Origin of the sequence: Rothia gullae (assembly GCF_024294905.1) — a bacterium.
Lineage (GTDB): Bacteria > Actinomycetota > Actinomycetes > Actinomycetales > Micrococcaceae > Rothia.
In genome coordinates this window covers 182390-200780 of record NZ_JANCOC010000002.1, presented here as the reverse complement: position 1 = coordinate 200780, position 18391 = coordinate 182390, and the positions used below count along the sequence as shown (strand labels likewise).

At 59.6% G+C, this 18391-nt stretch carries 13 protein-coding genes and 1 tRNA gene; 6 read left to right on the top strand and 8 right to left on the bottom strand.

Features of this window, described 5'->3' with window-relative positions; genetic code table 11:
* The first annotated feature begins 253 nt into the window (after positions 1–253).
* Positions 254–326, top strand: a tRNA-Val gene (locus tag NML54_RS02530).
* Positions 327–543: 217 nt separating this feature from the next.
* The gene (gene gndA / locus NML54_RS02525; protein WP_254755758.1) at positions 544–2016 is read left to right on the top strand and encodes an NADP-dependent phosphogluconate dehydrogenase; all 1473 of its coding nucleotides are present in this window, start codon (positions 544–546) and stop codon (positions 2014–2016) included.
* 232 nt (positions 2017–2248) lie between these two features.
* On the opposite strand, the gene epsC is transcribed toward gndA, so the two are convergent.
* The 7 genes from epsC to NML54_RS02490 all read right to left on the bottom strand — a co-directional run bounded on the left by epsC (position 2249) and on the right by NML54_RS02490 (position 9046).
* Positions 2249–2833 (bottom strand): serine O-acetyltransferase EpsC, encoded by a 585-nt coding sequence (gene epsC / locus NML54_RS02520; RefSeq protein ID WP_005507433.1) that lies wholly within the window; start codon positions 2831–2833, stop codon positions 2249–2251.
* 338 nt (positions 2834–3171) lie between these two features.
* A complete protein-coding gene (cysK, locus tag NML54_RS02515) occupies positions 3172–4107 on the bottom strand; it encodes a cysteine synthase A (RefSeq protein ID WP_254755757.1) in 936 nt (311 codons plus the stop codon).
* A 409-nt stretch (positions 4108–4516) separates the two neighbouring features.
* Positions 4517–5281, bottom strand: coding sequence for a DUF6318 family protein (locus NML54_RS02510; protein WP_254755756.1), 765 nt, complete (start codon positions 5279–5281; stop codon positions 4517–4519).
* A gap of 117 nt (positions 5282–5398) precedes the next feature.
* Positions 5399–6331 carry a DUF6318 family protein gene (locus tag NML54_RS02505; protein ID WP_254755755.1) on the bottom strand — a complete coding sequence of 311 codons (933 nt, stop codon included), beginning with the start codon at positions 6329–6331 and terminating at the stop codon, positions 5399–5401.
* A 106-nt stretch (positions 6332–6437) separates the two neighbouring features.
* On the bottom strand, positions 6438–7250 hold the full coding sequence (locus NML54_RS02500) for a DUF6318 family protein (RefSeq protein WP_254755754.1): 813 nt from the start codon (positions 7248–7250) through the stop codon (positions 6438–6440).
* 277 nt (positions 7251–7527) lie between these two features.
* Positions 7528–8598, bottom strand: a complete 1071-nt coding sequence (locus NML54_RS02495) for a DUF6318 family protein (protein ID WP_254755753.1) — start codon at positions 8596–8598, stop codon at positions 7528–7530.
* A 268-nt stretch (positions 8599–8866) separates the two neighbouring features.
* Positions 8867–9046, bottom strand: coding sequence for a hypothetical protein (locus NML54_RS02490; protein ID WP_254755752.1), 180 nt, complete (start codon positions 9044–9046; stop codon positions 8867–8869).
* A gap of 942 nt (positions 9047–9988) precedes the next feature.
* Between NML54_RS02490 and NML54_RS02485 the strand changes: the two genes are divergently transcribed.
* Both NML54_RS02485 and NML54_RS02480 read left to right on the top strand, forming a co-directional pair.
* The gene (locus NML54_RS02485; protein ID WP_254755751.1) at positions 9989–11881 is read left to right on the top strand and encodes a dynamin family protein; all 1893 of its coding nucleotides are present in this window, start codon (positions 9989–9991) and stop codon (positions 11879–11881) included.
* A gap of 47 nt (positions 11882–11928) precedes the next feature.
* On the top strand, positions 11929–13827 hold the full coding sequence (locus NML54_RS02480; RefSeq protein ID WP_254755750.1) for a GTPase: 1899 nt from the start codon (positions 11929–11931) through the stop codon (positions 13825–13827).
* 142 nt (positions 13828–13969) lie between these two features.
* Here NML54_RS02480 and NML54_RS02475 read toward each other — a convergent pair whose 3' ends face one another.
* A complete protein-coding gene (locus NML54_RS02475) occupies positions 13970–14857 on the bottom strand; it encodes an IclR family transcriptional regulator (protein ID WP_371925779.1) in 888 nt (295 codons plus the stop codon).
* 410 nt (positions 14858–15267) lie between these two features.
* Between NML54_RS02475 and leuC the strand changes: the two genes are divergently transcribed.
* Positions 15268–16710, top strand: a complete 1443-nt coding sequence (gene leuC, locus NML54_RS02470; protein WP_254755749.1) for a 3-isopropylmalate dehydratase large subunit — start codon at positions 15268–15270, stop codon at positions 16708–16710.
* Between the two features lie 26 nt (positions 16711–16736).
* Entirely contained in the window at positions 16737–17330 is a 594-nt protein-coding gene (gene leuD, locus NML54_RS02465; protein WP_254755748.1) for a 3-isopropylmalate dehydratase small subunit, read from the top strand.
* The last annotated feature ends 1061 nt before the right edge of the window (positions 17331–18391 follow it).

Here is an 18391-nt window from a genome sequence, read left to right as displayed (position 1 = left end):
TAGTTAGAGTCTTTTTGTACCTAAATAACGCGGAATGGTGGGGTTGGCGGAATGGCGCGGAATAAAAGGGTATGGTCTACCTAAAAGATCAAGAACCAACATGGCTTGATGTGGCTTGCTGTGGGGTGGGTTGCGAAAAGGAAAAAATATTGAGACATAGAACATATGTTTTCGATTTGCATGCCACCCCAGAAGCCCGTATAGTTTTCTCTTGTGTTCGCCACTGAAACGAAAACGAATCAGTGAGAACTACGGGTCTTTAGCTCAGCTGGTAGAGCGCCACGTTTACACCGTGGATGTCATCGGTTCGATCCCGGTAGGACCCACCGCTAACCCCGGTACCGCAAGGTGCCGGGGTTTTTGTTTACCCTCGTATCGGCTCCCAGAATGGTTCGCTCAGGGTTTAAAAACGCTTCACTCAAAGGTCTAGAAACGCCTCACTCAAGGGTTCAGAAGAAAATTCGGCCAGAAGTGCCAGTCCCCGGGGCATAAAACTGCCGCCCACCTATATATAGCCTGCCCTAAGCGCGTATCCTTATATACATGACTGAAAACAAGAAGGCACAGATTGGTGTCACCGGCCTTGCTGTCATGGGCGCAAACCTCGCCCGCAACCTGGCACGTAACGGCTACACCGTGGCACTGCACAACCGTTCCGTAGAGAAGACCGACGCACTGCTGGCGGAGCACGGCGCAGACGGCGACTTCATCCGTACCGAGTCCCTGCAGGAACTCGTTGACTCCCTCGAGTCTCCCCGCCGCATCCTGATTATGGTCAAGGCGGGCGCACCCGTCGACGCAGTTATCGAGCAGCTCACCCCCATGCTCGATGAGGGCGACATCATCATCGACGGCGGCAACTCCCACTTCCCCGACACCATTCGTCGTGAGCACGCCCTGGCTAAAAAGGGTCTGCACTTCGTGGGCGTTGGCGTCTCCGGCGGCGAAGAGGGCGCTCTCTGGGGCCCCTCCATGATGCCCGGCGGCTCCGCAGAGTCCTACAAGCACCTGGGCCCGCTGCTCGAAAAGATCGCAGCGAAGGCACCGCAGGACGGCGCACCCTGCTGCGCATGGATTTCCACCGACGGTGCGGGTCACTTCGTGAAGATGGTCCACAACGGCATCGAGTACGCCGACATGCAGGTGATCGGCGAAGCTTACGACATCCTGCGCTCCATTGCAGGCATTGAGCCGGCACAGCAGGCAGAAATCTTCAAGACCTGGAACGAAGGCGACCTGAGCTCCTACCTGATCGAAATCACCGCAGAGGTGCTCGCACAGGTAGACGCAAAGACCGGCAAGCCCCTGGTTGACGTTATCGTTGACGCAGCGGGCCAGAAGGGTACCGGCCTGTGGACCGCTAAGGCTGGCCTGGACCTCGGTTCCCCCGTCTCCGCTATCGCAGAGTCCGTATTCGCACGCGCCCTCTCCTCCTCCGAGCGTGAGCAGCGCGAGCAGGCACAGCGCGAACTGCCCGCAGGTCTGATCGCAACCACCGGTATCGGTGCAGGCGACCCCGAGTTCGTTGAGGATGTGCGCCGCGCACTCTTCGCCTCCAAGCTCGTTGCGTACGCACAGGGCATGGACCTGCTCACCCGCGCAGGCAAGGAATACGGTTGGGACCTGAAGCTGGACACCATCGCATCGCTGTGGCGTGCAGGCTGCATCATCCGCGCCGAGCTGCTGGGCGATATCATGGCTGCCTACGCAGGCGAAGCACCCGCGAACATGCTGCTGGCACCCGCATTCAAGAACCTCATGGAGGAGCTCGTTCCTTCCTGGCGTCGCGTGGTGGCTAAGGCAACCGCACTGGGCATCCCCGTACCGGTGTTCGCTTCCGCACTGTCCTACTACGACGGCCTGCGCCGCGACCGCCTGCCCGCATCACTGATTCAGGGTCAGCGTGACTTCTTCGGTGCACACACCTACGGTCGTATTGACGAAGAGGGCGCCTTCCACACCATGTGGAGCGGTGACCGTTCCGAGGTGAACGCAGCGGACATTCACGTTCACTAAGCTCACGTAGCTGAATATGTAAAAGCCCGCCTTCGGTTGGATTCTCATCCAGCCGAAGGCGGGCTTTCGTTATGTCTTGTGCGTTATGTCTTGATGGGGCACCCCCGAGATGCCTCAGGGGTATCTTGAGGGGCATAGCAGGGGAGAAGACCTGCGGAGCCCGGTGAGGAGTGCGGAGCCTTGCGAGGAGCCACCAGGCGCGCCTCTACCGCCTCAAAACGCTTGCCAAGCGCTAAATCCACATGGCGGGGTCAATGTACTCCACAGCGTCCACCAGCGGCTTCTTCTTCTCCGGGGTACGCGGGCGGTGCTTCGCCGGAATTCCGGTAATAATCGAATCAGCCGGATGATCATTGACCACCACAGCGTTCGCGCCAATAGCGCTATCGGCGCCAATAACCACCGGACCCAGCACCTTAGCACCGGCACCAATGGTCACACGGTCACCAATGGTGGGGTGACGCTTCACCTTCTCCAGGGAGCGACCGCCCAGGGTCACGCCGTGGTACAGCATCACGTCGTCACCAACCTCAGCGGTCTCACCAATGACAATGCCCATGCCGTGATCAATGAAGAAACGGCGGCCAATGGTCGCGCCGGGATGAATCTCCACACCGGTCAGAAAACGAGCAAACTGCGAGAGAGTACGAGCCAGAGCCTTCGTCTCATCCTTCTGCCAGAGCTTATGGGTCAGACGGTGAACCCAAATGGCGTGCATACCCGAATAGTTCAGCGCAATCTCGACAGCGCCGCGTGCAGCAGGGTCGTGCTGGCGGACGTTCTCAATATCTTCACGCAGACGCGCAATAAAACTCATGGGTTCCCTTTCCCTCATCGGTCGTGCTCTGTGTATGCGACCTTTCCAAAGGTACCAACAACGGTGCCCTTTCGGCTATTCCCACCGCAATCAGCAACATGATGGACGCATCCGCCCGTATCACTCTGCTCAACCGCGGTGGATGCACACGGGACAGCAGAAAAGACCAGCCCGGGACCAACAGGGGAGCGGCGGAACAGTTCCGCTCCTCTCCGTACAGTTCGCAGAGTCTCTAATTTCGCAGGGGGTATAGAAACGCCCCACCCGCCGTGTATGCAACCGGCAGACGGGGCGTAGCGCTATAAGCCCATCCTGATAACGGGGGCTCAGAAGCTCAATTAGCCGCGGATATCCTCGTACAGAGCGGTAGAGATGTAACGCTCACCGAAGTCGGGAACGATAGCTACAATCAGCTTGTCCTTGTTCTCAGACTTCTTAGCCTCCTCCAGAGCAGCCCACACAGCCGCACCGGAAGAAATACCGCCCAGAATACCTTCCTGGGTAGCCAGCAGGCGGGAGGTGCGCATAGCATCATCAGCGCTGACCGGAGTCACCGAATCGTAGATGCCGCGGTCCAGGGTTTCAGGAACGAAGTTAGCGCCCAGGCCCTGAATCTTGTGGGGGCCAACGCGACCCTCGGAGAGCAGCGGGGAGTCCTTCGGCTCAACCGCAACAACCTTCACGTCCGGGTTCTGCTCCTTCAGGTACTTACCGGTACCGGAGATGGTGCCGCCGGTGCCAATACCCGCCACGAAAATGTCGACCTTACCGTCGGTTGCTTCCCAAATCTCGGGGCCGGTGGTGTTGTAGTGAATGGTGGGGTTCGCCTCGTTGGAGAACTGGGACGCCAGGATAGCGTTCTCGGTGGTTGCAACGATTTCCTTAGCCTTCTCCACCGCACCGCGCATACCCTCGGTACCGGGGGTCAGCACAATCTGAGCACCGTAAGCGCGCAACAGCACGCGACGCTCAGCAGACATGGTCTCCGGCATGGTCAGGATGACGCGGTAACCGCGAGCAGCACCCACCATAGCCAGCGCAATACCGGTGTTACCGGAAGTTCCCTCAACAATGGTGCCGCCAGGCTTCAGCGCACCCGACTTCTCAGCAGCGTCAATGATGGCGCGACCAATACGGTCCTTAACCGAACCAGCGGGGTTGTAGAACTCAAGCTTCACCGCTACGTTACCGGGAAGACCCTCGTCCAGTCGGTTCAGCTTAACCAGGGGGGTCTGGCCGGTTGCTTCAACAATGCTGTTGAGAATCTTTGCCATGGGGTGCTCCTTCATGAGCTTGGGGGGAGGCCAACCGCGATGGGGTCTCCGCAATGAATAATCCGTTACGTGGCAACTCTACTACGCACAGGACGCGGGGGTAAGCCTGCTGTCACAGTTCGTAATAATGCCAGAGAAAAACCTCAAGGAACGAGGTTTAGAAAGAGAATACAGAAAAGCGCCGCACAAACCCTTGCTCGACAAAGGATGATGAATGTGCGGCGCTCTCTAGAAACATTATGTAACCCAAAAGACAACCTCTGTATATATCTGTATATATACAGTAGTGATGAACTCTGTTCACCGTAAGCTGGAGCCACAAATTTTATTGCTGTATGGAAAAAACAGTAAAAAATCGCATCCTGAGATGGAAAGACGCAAAAGCGGGGGAGAAAACCAGCCCAGAGGACTAGTTGATGTCCATGTGCAGGTCCCACTTGTTGTTCAGGTAACGGCCAACAGCCTCACCAAACATCTTCACGTGACGCTTATCAGCCGCCACGGTCTGCTCCTTGCCGTCCTTGAACAGCTTCTCGCCCAGATCCACGTTCAGAGTCACAGTCCAGTTGTACGCACCCTGCGCCAGAACCGGCTGCTTGGTGTCAATAGTCAAGGTAGCGGTCGGGTTCACGTACCAGGTCTTCTTCTCGTCAATACCTGCCTTGGTGGAGTCCGCGTACTTCTTCATCGCCCCCAGAGTCTCCTGGTCGGTGCTGACCTCGTTCATGTAGTGCATATCGCCGGTACGCAGCAGGTACTCAAACGCCGCACCGAAGTACGCCAAAGCCACCGCAAAGCCAGCCACCGAGTTCTGGTGCATGGCCTCCGGAACAATCGGGGAAGGAACATTCTGCGGCGGGTGCTCAGCGTTACCCGGCTGGTACTCGCCGTGCTTCTCCATCTTCTCCAGCTTCGCTACGCCGCTGTAATCCTTATCGTCGTTAGGTCGCGGAGAACTTGCAGCGGTAGCCGAAGCAGAAGCGGAAGCCGACGCCGAAGCCGACGCAGAAGGCGAGGCGGTAGCAGACCCAGAAGCAGCAGCAGAAGCGCTCTCAGAGCCAGAAGCGGAAGCAGACGCCTCAGAAGTAGCCTTGGAGCCACAAGCCGCCAGCAAAGCCATGGAGCTGACGCCCAGTACACCCAGCGCCGCGCGGCGGGTCAGGTTCTCGGACATAGTGATACCTTTCAGTCAGTCGGTGATTGCAACCAGTTTAGCCGCAAACCCAACAGGATACAGAGTTGAGTGGACGAAGAGTGAGAAGCGCCTCGCAGATAAAAGCGTTATGACGAACTATGACGCTGCAGAAGCGGCGGATGCCTCAGCAGAAGAGGCGGCAGAAGAGGGTACAGAAGCCGAACCGGATGCTGCCGCGCTCGCGGTGGAAACACCACCTTGAACAGTGGCACCGTACGCCACGTTCAGCTCCCACATCTTAGAATCAGCGTGGTAGCGGCCGCGGAAATCGCACTCCTGAACCGTCACCTGAGAAGCCGGACCCGCAGCAGCCGAAGCAGTGGGGGACGCCGCGTCATACACCAGCGCATCCTCAGACGGCTCAGTAGGCTCAGCAGAAGCACTCGCAGAGGCGACCACAGGCTGAATCTTACCCTCAGCCACTGCCTCCGTACCGAAGTCCAGAGTGTACCGGCCCTTAAACAGCAGATTGCCATCACTCATAATGGACGGCTGCGCACTCGAAAGCGCATAGGAAGCCGACGGATTCACATACCAGGAACCCTTCTCCACACCCGCAAGAATAGAAGCCGACAGGGCATCCACTTCCGAGCGAGTCTTAGACGACAGCTGAATGCCGGTCGAGAACGCATCCGTGCTACCAGTCTTCGCCAGATAATCCATAGCCGCCGCAAAATAAGCAATCGCCTCATGGAAACCCGTCACCGTATTCGCGGACAGAGCATCAGTCACCTTCGGCTTCGGAGCATTACGCGGCGGATGCTCCACCGTGCCCTGCTCATATTTCAACGTGCCCTCATAGTGGGTGTACTCCACCAAACCCGAATAGTTCTGACCATCATCACTGTACCCATTCGGGTTAGCGCTCGACTTCGAACCGTTCAGGGTACCACCCTGAGAACCCGACTTCTGGCTAGAGCCGCCCGAACCGCACGCACTCAACAGCGCCGCAGAACCGGCGACAGCAGATGCGCCCAAGCCCAAACGCAGCAGGGAGCGGCGAGAGAAAGACTGAGAAAAAGAAGACATAAGAGAAAAACCTTGAATCCAGGAAAGCTCGTTACTACCAGAGTAAAACAAATCATGCCCTAACCTGAGTGTGAGTTAGGGCATGATGCCTCATCCATCTGAGGGCTTAAAGGTTATCACCACTAGAATTGGCGTCATTACCGGAGTCACCGGAATTGCCAGCATTACCACCGTTAGCGCCATCAATCTCAGGATGAGCCGAAGCCTGTGCCTCATACTCATCCTGAATCGTCAGAGTCCAATCATTATCGTGGCGCACACCGGTAACCACCAGGCCACGCTCAGTGTGGCGAACCTTCTCAGACATCTCCGCAGGAGCGCCCTCAACCACAACGGTCGGACCCAAATCAATCACCAAATCAAAAGTCCACTGCACGCTCTTCTTCACCTGAGTCGGAACAGCAGTGAACGCAGACATCGTCACCTTCGGCGACACAAACCAGTTACGCACCTGCGAGCTCTCATCCGACTCATCCATGAACGAAGAGAACGAAGCAACGAACTTCTCATCAGCCTTCGACTCACGCAGCGGAGCCGCATCACCGGTCAGCACCAGGTAGTTAATCGCCGCATACACGAACGCAATAGAATCGTACAGACCCTGCACCGAGTTCTCCGAAGCGCTCGCCGGGCGCTTCGGGAGCGGCACGTTCTGCGCGGGAGCAGACTCGGTCGCCGGAACGAAATTACCTTTCTTCTCGTAGCTATCGAAGGTGACCTCGCCGCTAAAATCAGTACGCGAAGAAGCCGAAGGGGAAATCTGAGGGGTATCCGCATCAGTGTTTTCGCTGGTGGAAGAAGAACCACCGCACGCAACCAGTAGGGCGCTCAAAGACACGCCCACAATGCCCGCACCCACGTAACGCATAGCAGAACGGCGGCTGATGCCGGTAGTGGAACTGGGAAGCCCGGATGTCATGGGGAAAAGCGCCACGGAGTACCTTTCGAGTGAGAATCTCAGGTGAGAGACGAGTGAGAGTGCGCCTCGACGAGCGAATATCACACGCGGATATCCCTCTAGAGACAGTCCTAAGTATAACGCGCCCCCGCCATCACACCCGGGTGTACCACCGCTCAAACGAGCGTGATATACCGCCTACCAGCGAATTTACCGCAATCAGCGGCAACAGCGCACCGAAAGGGGGCACAGGGAATAGTGAAGGAGAGGACGCGTTCATTATCTGTTAGAGGATAGGCTACTGTGCGCCTTCACCAGGAATACCGCCGGGTGCCTCAGCGCCGGGAGCATTTACACCGCCAGCTGGACCGCCCGCATCAGGGGCACCGGGCGCTACGCTCGGCTGAGTCGCCACAGGCCGCGTGGTAGCCGCAGGCGCCTGGGTAACGCCACCCTGACCAGCAGAACCCTGACCGGCACCACCATTCTGGGAACCAGTGCCCTGAGCCGCGCCGTTACCCGAAGTATTCGCGCCGGTGCGCGCGCCAGCATTAGCTGCCACGGTGCTGTCATCAGTCACCGTCGGGGTATAGGTCGAGGAAGGACGTGTACGCGGAGTCTGCGTTGGCTTCGGGGTCAACGCGGGATCGTACTGCTGAGGCGAGATGACGACCCAGCGCTTCGCCTCCTCATCGTACTCAGCGTAGAGAGCCTTAATCTCCGGGGCCTCAGTGTCTTCCAGAGGCTTGGTCGTATTAGTCGCCTTCTCAACCTGCATACCGTGCGCCTGAGTAACAGAACACGCCCACGTATACTTAGTGCCGCGGGTCGTCGGCTGCTTATCGGTCAGACGGAACGTCCACTCGCCGCCCACCAGCCAGTTCGTGCCGGTCGCGTAGAACACCCGCAGCTTCTCCAGCGCCGCACGGTCAGTAGAGTTCTGAGCCTGAACCACCTGCAGAGCAGGACCGGGGTCACCGGTCATGCGGGCATAGTTCACCGCCGCCGCAAAATACGCGAAGGTGGCGCGCAGGCTACGGGCGTTCTTCTCGTACATGCTCTCATCCTCAATGGGGATGGGCACGGCACTCGCCTTAGAATCAATGCTTGCCGGGCCGGCAGCCGGCTCAATCGTGTACACCTGACCGGTTTCCGGGTCGATGCTACTCATCGGGGATGCACCGTTGCCCGGAACGTACTTAGTCCACTTCAGCTCGCCCGACAGGTTGTCGTAGGGGCCCGCAATCGAAGCGGAAGCAGTGGGGGAGGCGGTCGCCTCCGCAGTCTTTTTTGAACCGCAAGCGGCAAGCATCGCACCCAGGGCGGCGGTGCCCGTAAGCGCAATAAAGTGGCGGCGGCTGTGAATCATAGGGATCCCCTTGAATGTGCTGTGATGCGGAAGTGTCAGTGATAAGTGAAGAGCTCTCGCTTCAATTTTCAGCCTAGCATCACGCCCCTACAAGAGGGCGCGAAGCAGTCACCCGCAGGGTGGGTAGACGAGTATTGAGACAAAAATAGGTGAACCTCATCTAGCTCTAGCCTATAGATTTCAAGCGTGGCGCACAAATAAAAGCCCTCATCCGTGCCTCATATCACCCAATATGACGGGTTCTTTGAAGCATGGATGTAAAGAAGCTTTAGGCTGACCCTCGAATATAACGACCCGCCTTAGAAGAGGTGCTCTCATTCGGGGTCGGGTGCGCGCTCGGAATATTCGCGGACGGTTCAGCGGTAGCCGCAGGGGTGGCGGTAGCACTCGGGGAAGACTGCGGCTCCTCCAGCATCTGCCAACCCTCTTTAGCTTCCGGGGGGGGCATGCGGGGGCATGGTGGGGCGGGGGACATTGACGGCTCGATGGCTCAGGGCGCCGTCGAGAAATTTCTGGAACGTTCAAAGAACTGATCCGGCAGAAGAGCCGGTCCGTGACCGTCCAGAGCCGATGCGGGTAGAGGCTCGGCGTACGTAATGCTGCCCGTGGTGGTTGCAGATTTGGTCTGGGGGCTCTGAGGACCAGTCTTAGCAGGGAAGGGTTAGCGAGTGGTTGAATGCGAGAAACTGCGCTGGGACTGCAGACGCTTGTGAATGTACTCAATGCTGCTCCGGAAGAAAGAGCAAGAAGATGGCGACGTGACAGCGAACCGAACATACGCAACCTTTCGCAAGAGTAAAGACGGGCAGGCAGTAACGGGGAGCTCGGATGCAGTGAACCTCAACAGCAGTAACTCTTGATTGCAACTGCGTGAGGGGTCGGTGAGCGTTTCCGATGGTGTGGCATACCGCGGTGAGTACGGATGCAGTACGGATGCGATAGAAAAGGCAGGTCAGAAGCCGCCTGAAGGAATCTGTGTGGGTTATAACCTGCCTGGTTGTCGTGCTCAAAGATTCTAGGCGTACTTTCAGGTTCAAAATAACCATATATGCACACAAAGGTAAAAAGTTCTCAAATCTTAATATTTGCCCGTTTTATGTGGGTTATAAAACGTACCAATGTGTTCTGGATAACCGCATTGAAATGTGCCGCTTTCCTGCGGAAAATCAAGGATTTTCTTACCTGTTCTTCTTGTGAATAAATCATAAATTGAAGTTGTTGCACCCGATGTACAAGTAGTATCTCAACCTCTTCAGGTTGTCCAAACACCTATCAAAAACAGCCCCTCACACAGCCTTGGCACCCCCATCCGCACAACCTAGCCACAACGCGACCGCGCCAACTCCCACACATGGCATGAAGCAGGTACACCCTATGGGACAATAGCGCTGTGACTACCACCGACTATGCGCAGCTCAAAGCAGCTCGCGAACTGCTCACTCGAATCCCCCTACCGCTCGACGTAGAGGCTGGAGAAACCCCCGGCACCCCCTACACCGTCACACACGACGGCACCGCCGAGCACGGCACCGCCACCGCGCGCACCCTGCTCGCCGCCATGGCACGCCAACTCGACGACTACATCCTGCCGCGCAGTGCCAGCGTTGACAACCCCCTCACCATCGTGGTCGGAGGCTCCACCGGCGCCGGTAAATCCACCCTCGTCAACACCCTACTTGGCGAACCTCTCACCCAGTCCGGCGCGATTCGACCCACCACCCGCCACCCCGTACTCCTGCACCGCGCAGAAGACGAGGTGGCTCTGTCGCCCGAACGCTTCCTGCCCACCCTGCCGCGCACCCGAACCTCCGGCATGAACGCCGGATCGCAGGCACTACCCGGCCTCGACCCGAAAATTGCGCGCGCCCTCATTCCTATTACTACCTCGGCGCTACCGCAGGGCATCGCGCTCATTGACGCACCCGATATCGACTCCGTCTCCGAGGAAAACCGCACCCTCGCCAAGGAACTGCTCTCCGCCGCAGACCTGTGGCTCTTCGTCACCACCGCCAACCGCTACGCCGACGCCGTGCCCTGGGAAATGCTCCACGAAGCAGCCGCACGCTCCATTGCCATCGCCGTGGTGCTCAACCGCGTGCCCGAAGGCGACGAAGAGGCTATCGAAAACGACCTGCGACGCATGCTTGACGAAGCCGGAATCCACGCCGTACTGATTCACACCGTCACCGAACAGCCGCGCGACGAAAGTGGCATGCTCGCCCCCGTCAGCCTCGCCCCGCTGACCCTGTGGATTCGCGAACTCGGCGCCGACGCACCCGCCCGCGCCGCCATCGCCCGGCAGACCCTCGCCGGTGCCGTCGAAACCCTCGCCGGAAACCTGCAGGTGCTCGCCGCCGAACAGGCACGCCAGCAGGCGGCGCACCAGTCGCTTGCCACCATCGCTGCCGAAGAATACAAGGACGCACTGACCACTATTGACGGCGCCCTCTCCGACGGCTCCCTGCTACGCGGCGAAGTGCTCTCGCGCTGGCACGACTTCGTGGGAACCGGCGACTTCTTCCGCTCCCTCGACAGCACCATCGGTCGCCTGCGCGACCGCGTCGGCTCCGCCTTGCGCGGTCAGCCTGCCGCCGCACAGAAGGTAGAAGACGCCCTCGAAAGCGGCGTCCACGCCGTCGTGCTGGATGCGGCTGCCCGCGCCTCCGAAAATACCCGCACCAGCTGGCGTGCCAGCCGCGCCGGACGCTCCCTGCTGGCGCGCCTGGACGTGCCGCAGACTGCCTCCGCCGCGCCCGAAAAGAATGCAGGCGCAAACGGTGATGTGAAGGGTGAGGTGCAGTCCGCCGAGGACATCTTCTCCGCAGCCGTTGCCGAGCAGATTCGCCTCTGGCAGGGCTCCGTCCTCGAAATGATCCGCGAAGAAGGCGCCGACAAGCGCAAACGCGCCCGCTTCCTCTCCCTGAGCGTGAACGCCGCCGCCGTGATGCTCATGGTCGCCGCGTTCAGCCTCACCGGCGGCATTACCGGTATTGAGGTGGGTATTGCCGGCGGTAGCGGCGTGGTCGGCACCAAACTGCTCGAGTCCATCTTCGGTGAAGACGCGGTGCGCCGCATGGCAACCCGCGCCCGCACCGACCTGCTCGAACGCATGGCGGATCTGCTCACCGAGCACGCTCAGCCCTTCACCGTGGTACTCGAAGAAACCGACCCGCAGGCTGATGCCGAGGACATTCATCGCGCCGCCGAGCAGGTACAGGCGATCGCCGCAGAAATGAGCGCGCAGAGCCAAACTGCCCACACTAACGGCACGGTTGCCCGCTAAACCACTCCGGACAGGAACCCCGCACCACAGACGAAGAAAAACGCACTATGACTACCCCCGAGAAGAAACTCAAGAACACACTCGAGAACAAAGCCGCTGAGCGTCATACCGAGCGAGGCGCCACACCCGCCGTGGCGACCTCGCCCTTCGCGCGCTCCGTAGCATCCCTCAAGGACGCCATCAGCTACGGCGAAGGACGAGTCCCCGAAACCGTGCTACTCGACGCCGCCGAAACCCTCGAACGCCTCAGCCAACGCCGCGAACTCTCCACCGAACACACCGTCATCGGCTTCTTCGGTGCGACCGGCAGCGGCAAATCCACGCTCTTCAACGCCATCGCCGGGCAGAACATTGCCCTCTCCGCTCCCACACGCCCGACCACCTCCACCGTGCAGGCGGCAATCTGGGAGGCAGAAGGCAGCGAAGAGCTACTTGACTGGCTCGGCATCGACAAGCGTGTCTACCCGCAAACTCAGGCGCTCGCCGCCGAAGGAGACGCAACCGAGAGCAACGAAGCAGACGGAAACAATAAAGCAAGCGGGAGTGCGGCGGCACCCAACGCCGTCACCGAACCGGCACCCGGACTCTTCAACCGCATCCGCCGCGCAATAGGCGGACGCGGCGAAATGCTCACCCGCACCGGCGGCCTCATCCTGCTGGACATGCCCGACTTCGACTCGGTCACCACCACCAACCGCGACCTCGCCGCCCGCATGATGCGCTACGTGGACGTACTCTTCTGGGTTGTCGACCCCCAAAAGTACGCCGACGCCGTCATCCACCGCGACTTCATGGTGCCGCTTGCCGCATCCGGTGCGCAGGCGCTCTGCGTGCTCAACCAGGCGGACAAACTCGCACCCGCCGAGGTGCCCGCCGTGCTCGCATCCCTCACCCGCCTGCTCCAGGCTGAGGGCACCGAAGCGCACCTGCTCGCCGCACCCATCGCCGTCTCCGCGCGAACCGGTGAGGGCGTCGACGTGCTCCGCGACCTGCTCGCCCAGGTAGCCGCCGCCAAGAGCCTGTCCCTGCAACGAACCGACGCGCAGCTGCACGCCACCGCCTCCCAGCTGCGTACCTACGCCGGGGGAGAGGGGACCGTGCTCGCCGGAGCCTACGCCCTCGAAGCGGAACAGAAGCTCGTGAAGGCATGCTACGCATCCAGCCAGGCAGAGCAGGTTCTGGAGGCGGCAACCGCCTCCTACCGTCGCGCCGCGGGTCAGCACACCGGTTGGATCCTCACTCGCTGGATGAGTCGCCTGAAAGCTGACCCCCTGCGCCGCCTGCACCTGGGGCAGCAAGAGGAAACGAAGAGCGCATCTAAGGCTGAAAAGTCTGCAGGTATGCTCGGTCCCGATAGCGAGAACGCACCCGAGCTGGTGGCCTCCTCGCTGCCCCCGCTGAGCGCCGCGCAGAGGGCTGGCATGGCAAACGCTGTGCGCCAATACAGCAAGCAGATGGCGGTCCTCATCGACGAACCGTGGAAGCGCAGCATGAAGGAAGCTGCCCTATCCCGCGAGGCGGAGCTACCCGAACTGCTCGAACGCGACATGATGCGCATCGACTACGGTCTGAGCCGCACCCGCGCCCCCTGGGTCATCTTCAACACCCTGCAGTGGATCGCGCTACTGAGCGCCCTGGTAGGTGTCGGCTGGCTGACCCTCATCTCCGGCATGGCGTACCTGCAGATTCAACTGCCGCCCGCCCCGACCCCCGAAGGCTCCCCGGTGCCCCTGCCGACCCTGCTTCTGCTGCTGGGTGTACTGCTCGGTATCGCCTCGGCGGGTGTGGGCAGGTTGCTCACCGCCATGGGCTCACGCTACTACGCGGGTAAGCTGCGGGGTCGTCTGCAGACCGGCGTGGAGAAGGCAGTGCAGTCCTGCGTGGTCGCCCCGGTGCAGCTGGAAGCTAAGCGCCTCACCTCCTACCGCAAGGCGCTGGACATATAGCGGCATATCACCTGCGAAACCGCATCAGGATAAGCCTCATCGGGATAAGCCGAATCAGACTAAGAGCACACAAAAGAATCCCTCCCCACCTCAAGCGAGGCGGGGAGGGATTCTTGTCATTAAAACTATCTATAACAGAGCCTTAGCTTTCCTCAGCATCCGATGCCGAGTGAGAGGCAGAGAGCTCACGCAAACCGTCAGTAATCGCCTGAGCAGCCTTGACGACCAGCTCGGGGTAGTTGCGGTTCGGCTGGCGGGTCATACGATCCATCGGACCCGAGATAGACACAGCCGCAATCACCTTGCCACCGGGAGCGCGCACCGGAGCGGACACCGAGGCAGTACCGCGCTCGCGCTCACCCATGGACTGCGCCCAGCCGATGCGGCGCACAGCGGCGAGCATGGCGGCGCTGAAGTGCGCATCGCGCAGGCCTTCAATAATGCGGTTCTGATCTTCCCAAGCCAGCAGGACCTGGGCGGCGGAGCCAGCCTGCATGGATAGCTGAGTACCGACCGGAATGGATTCGTGCATGCCGGAGGGGCGTGCCGCGGTCGCAGCGCACACGCGCCAGTCACCCTGGCGGCGGTACAGCTGGGTGGACTCGTCAGCTTCGAGGCTGAGTTTCTGCAGAATCGGGTCTGCTACGGTGATGAGCTCGTCAGCAATGGTCGCGGATGCGAGTTCGGTCAGGCGGGGTCCGAGTATGAAGCGTCCCTGCACGTCGCGGGCTACGAGGCGGTGGTGTGCCAACGCCACGGCGAGGCGGTGTGCGGTGGGGCGCGCCAGACCGGTTGTCTTGACGAGGTCACCCAGGGATACGGGTCCTGCCTCGAGGCAATCAAGAATGAGGGTCGCCTTGTCGAGCACGCCAACGCCGGAGGAGCCGTGGGAGTTTACCTCTACCATCTGCTCGTCGGCAGCCATCTGTTCGGGCGGCTTGACGGGGTCGACAATCGGTGCGTTGTGGTGTGTGGATGCGTTGGGGCGACGCATTCCGTGTGCGTTAAAACGTGAGGCGGAAGGAGTCATTCTTATATTCTATCTCAGAATATGAAAGATGCCCCGGAGTTCGTGGACTCTTTGGGGTGCAGAGCTGAATATAGAATCACCCCCTACGGGATAAATTATGAATTTTTCATAATAAGTGTTTATGTGGGTTTATGGGTGAAAATATGCGAAAAAGCCGCAGGAAAATGCGTGCAATCCCGCAAAATCACCGTGGAGTCAGAGTGTAAACCCACAATAAATCACCCGCCATCTCGGGGTGATTCCAGTCTGTCTCACAGTCTAAGAATCCGTGAAAAAATACGCGACACGCCGCAGAGAAATACCGGTTTGAGGGTCCCATCGGGTACATAATCCGCCTCTCAATCCCAAAATCAGCGGCACGCACCACCCCGAACGCATCCACCGTAGGAACGCATCAAGCAGGAGAAAGCATGACTAGCGAACAGAACGCAACCACTGCGGGCACCCGTCCGCGCACCCTGGCAGAAAAAGTCTGGGACGCACACGTTGTCGTCCCCGGTGAAAACGGCAAGCCCGACCTGCTCTACATTGACCTGCAGCTACTGCACGAAGTGACCTCCCCCCAGGCATTCGAAGGCCTGCGCATCGAGAACCGCCCCCTGCGCCGCCTCGACCTGACCATCGCCACCGAGGATCACAACACCCCCACCGACAACATCTTCGGCACCATTGCCGACCTGACCAGCCGCACCCAGATCGAGACTCTGCGCCGCAACGCCGCAGAGTTCGGCGTGCGCATCCACTCCCTCGGCGACGAGGAACAGGGCATCGTACACGTGGTCGGCCCGCAGCTGGGTCTGACCATGCCCGGCATGACCGCGGTCTGCGGCGACTCCCACACCTCCACCCACGGTGCGTTTGGCGCTCTCGCATTCGGCATCGGCACCTCCGAGGTGGAGCACGTCATGGCAACCCAGACCCTGCCCCTGGCACGCTTTAAGACCATGGCAATCAACGTTGAAGGCACCCTCAAGCCCGGCGTGACCGCGAAGGACATCATCCTCGCCGTCATCGCGCAGATTGGCACCGGCGGCGGTCAGGGCTACGTGCTCGAATACCGCGGCTCCGCAATCCGCTCCCTCTCCATGGAGGGTCGTATGACCATGTGCAACATGTCCATTGAGGCAGGCGCACGCGCCGGCATGGTTGCCCCCGACGAGACCACCTTCGAGTACGTCAAGGGCCGCCAGCACGCACCCAAGGGCGAAGAGTGGGACAAGGCAGTCGAGTACTGGAAGACCCTGCCCACCGACGAAGGCGCCGTCTTCGATAAGGAAATCTTCATCAACGCTGACGAGCTCGAACCCTTCGTCACCTGGGGTACCAACCCCGGTCAGGGTATTCAGCTGAGCCACGCCGTTCCCTCCCCGGATGACTTCGAGGACGAGAACGACAAGGTCGCAGCAGAACGCGCCCTCGAATACATGGGCCTGGCGGCTGGCACCCCCATGAAGGAAATCCCCGTGGACGTCGTCTTCCTGGGCTCCTGCACCAACTCCCGCATCGAGGACCTGCGCGCCGCCGCAGACATCGTGCGTGGCCGCACCATCGCCGAGAACGTGCGCATGATGGTCGTACCCGGCTCCCAGAAGGTCCGCGCGCAGGCAGAAGCAGAAGGCCTGGACAAGGTCTTCAAGGAGTTCGGTGCCGACTGGCGCTTCGCTGGCTGCTCCATGTGCCTGGGCATGAACCCCGACCAGCTGGCACCCGGTGAGCGTTGCGCCTCCACCTCGAACCGTAATTTTGAGGGTCGCCAGGGTAAGGGCGGCCGCACCCACCTGGTCTCCCCGGTGGTTGCCGCCGCAACCGCTGTACGCGGTACCCTGTCCGCCCCGTCCGACGTCGTGGCCTAGCACGCCGCTATAGCTAAGGAGCCATTATGGAACCCATTATTAAGCACACCGGCATTGGCGTGCCGCTGCGTTCTTCGAATGTTGACACCGACCAGATCATTCCCGCCGTCTACCTCAAGCGAGTGACCAAGACAGGCTTCGACGATGCCCTCTTCGCTAACTGGCGTAAGGACCCCGAGTTCATCCTGAACCAGGAGCCCTACAAGCACGGTAGCGTGCTGGTGGCGGGCCCGGACTTCGGTACCGGTTCTTCCCGTGAGCACGCCGTGTGGGCGCTGAAGGACTACGGTTTCAAGGTCGTTATTTCCGCTCGTTTTGCCGATATTTTCCGCGGCAACTCCGGTAAGCAGGGTCTGGTCACCGCACAGGTTGCGCAGGACGATATCGAGCTGATTTGGAAGGTGCTGGAGCACGAGCCCGGCACCGAAATCACCGTTGACCTGGAATCCAAGACCGTAACCGCAGGTGCGCTGGTTGTTCCCTTCGAGATTGACGACTACGTGCGTTGGCGTCTCATGGAGGGCCTGGACGACATTGGTCTGACCCTGCAGAACCTGGATGCTATTGAGGCGTACGAGGCGAAGCGCCCCTCCTGGATGCCTCGCACTCAGGAACTCTAAGCCGTAGATATATGAAGCTCGAAGGCTACGACTGAATCAGTCGCCGCCTTCGAGCTTTTCTGCGTCCAAAACCTTGGCACACGGATAAAAGCGCCTCCCCGGAGCATCAGCTTCCGGGGGGCGTATTTATTCAATACCTAGAGCTTAGGCGCCCTCGGTGATGGGGGTTTCCAAAGTTGCGTTCTCGGTGCAGCTGTACAGCGCCGCCGAACGCGGGCTGTGCGCCGGTACCGCCGCCAGCCAGTGACGCATCGGTGACTTCGGTCAGATAGCTGGGGGGCGAAGGAAGAAACGGCGCCACCGGCACCGCCTACGAGGTCGAATCGTACTCGTCCACCGCCTTCGAGAACGAGCCATTCGGTATAAGCCCCGGCCTTATCTTCGTAGCCGGTTGCGGCCGGTTTGAGAATGAGGGCAGGGGGGACAGGTAGGTTCACCGCTTGCTGCCCATACAGGGATGGTCGCGGTGGCGAGGATAATGGGGGTGCTCCATGCTGCACCCTGTACAAGGCGGCGGCGTGAGATGCGTGATGCAACCGCGAAATAACCTGTGGTTGGTTGCGATGTACCCTGATCTTTTAGTTGACTGTCGAATATTTACGGTGATGTTAATGTGAATTTTTGAAGTTGAAATGAATCAGGAAGCCGAACCTTTGTAGCTGGGCATCATTGCAAGGTTGTATGCAGTGAATGCACACCCGCGCCCTGCTGTGAGGCTCTGTGCTGCGTGGGAGCAGCGGTGATGCCTGCGCCGATACTGCAGTACAGATTTGATTGGCTCCCCCCCTGAGAGTGGAGGTGCCGTTCAGTGGACATGAGTATGCATGCTGTTGTAGGGGTGAGGGTGCTCTCCAAATCAAGTTGGGACGTAAAAATACGAAACTAACGTCAAAATCTGACGAAGATACTGAATATGTTTGCATTAGTATGAATGTTTATGTATCTTTTTGTTTTTTGCCTCTGAAGCTTCGGGCTCAGGGAGGTTTTCAGATGCACAACAGGGCAAAATTCCAGTCATGAGTTCCAACAGCTCTTTGTCGTTTGGAGCACCTATACACAGG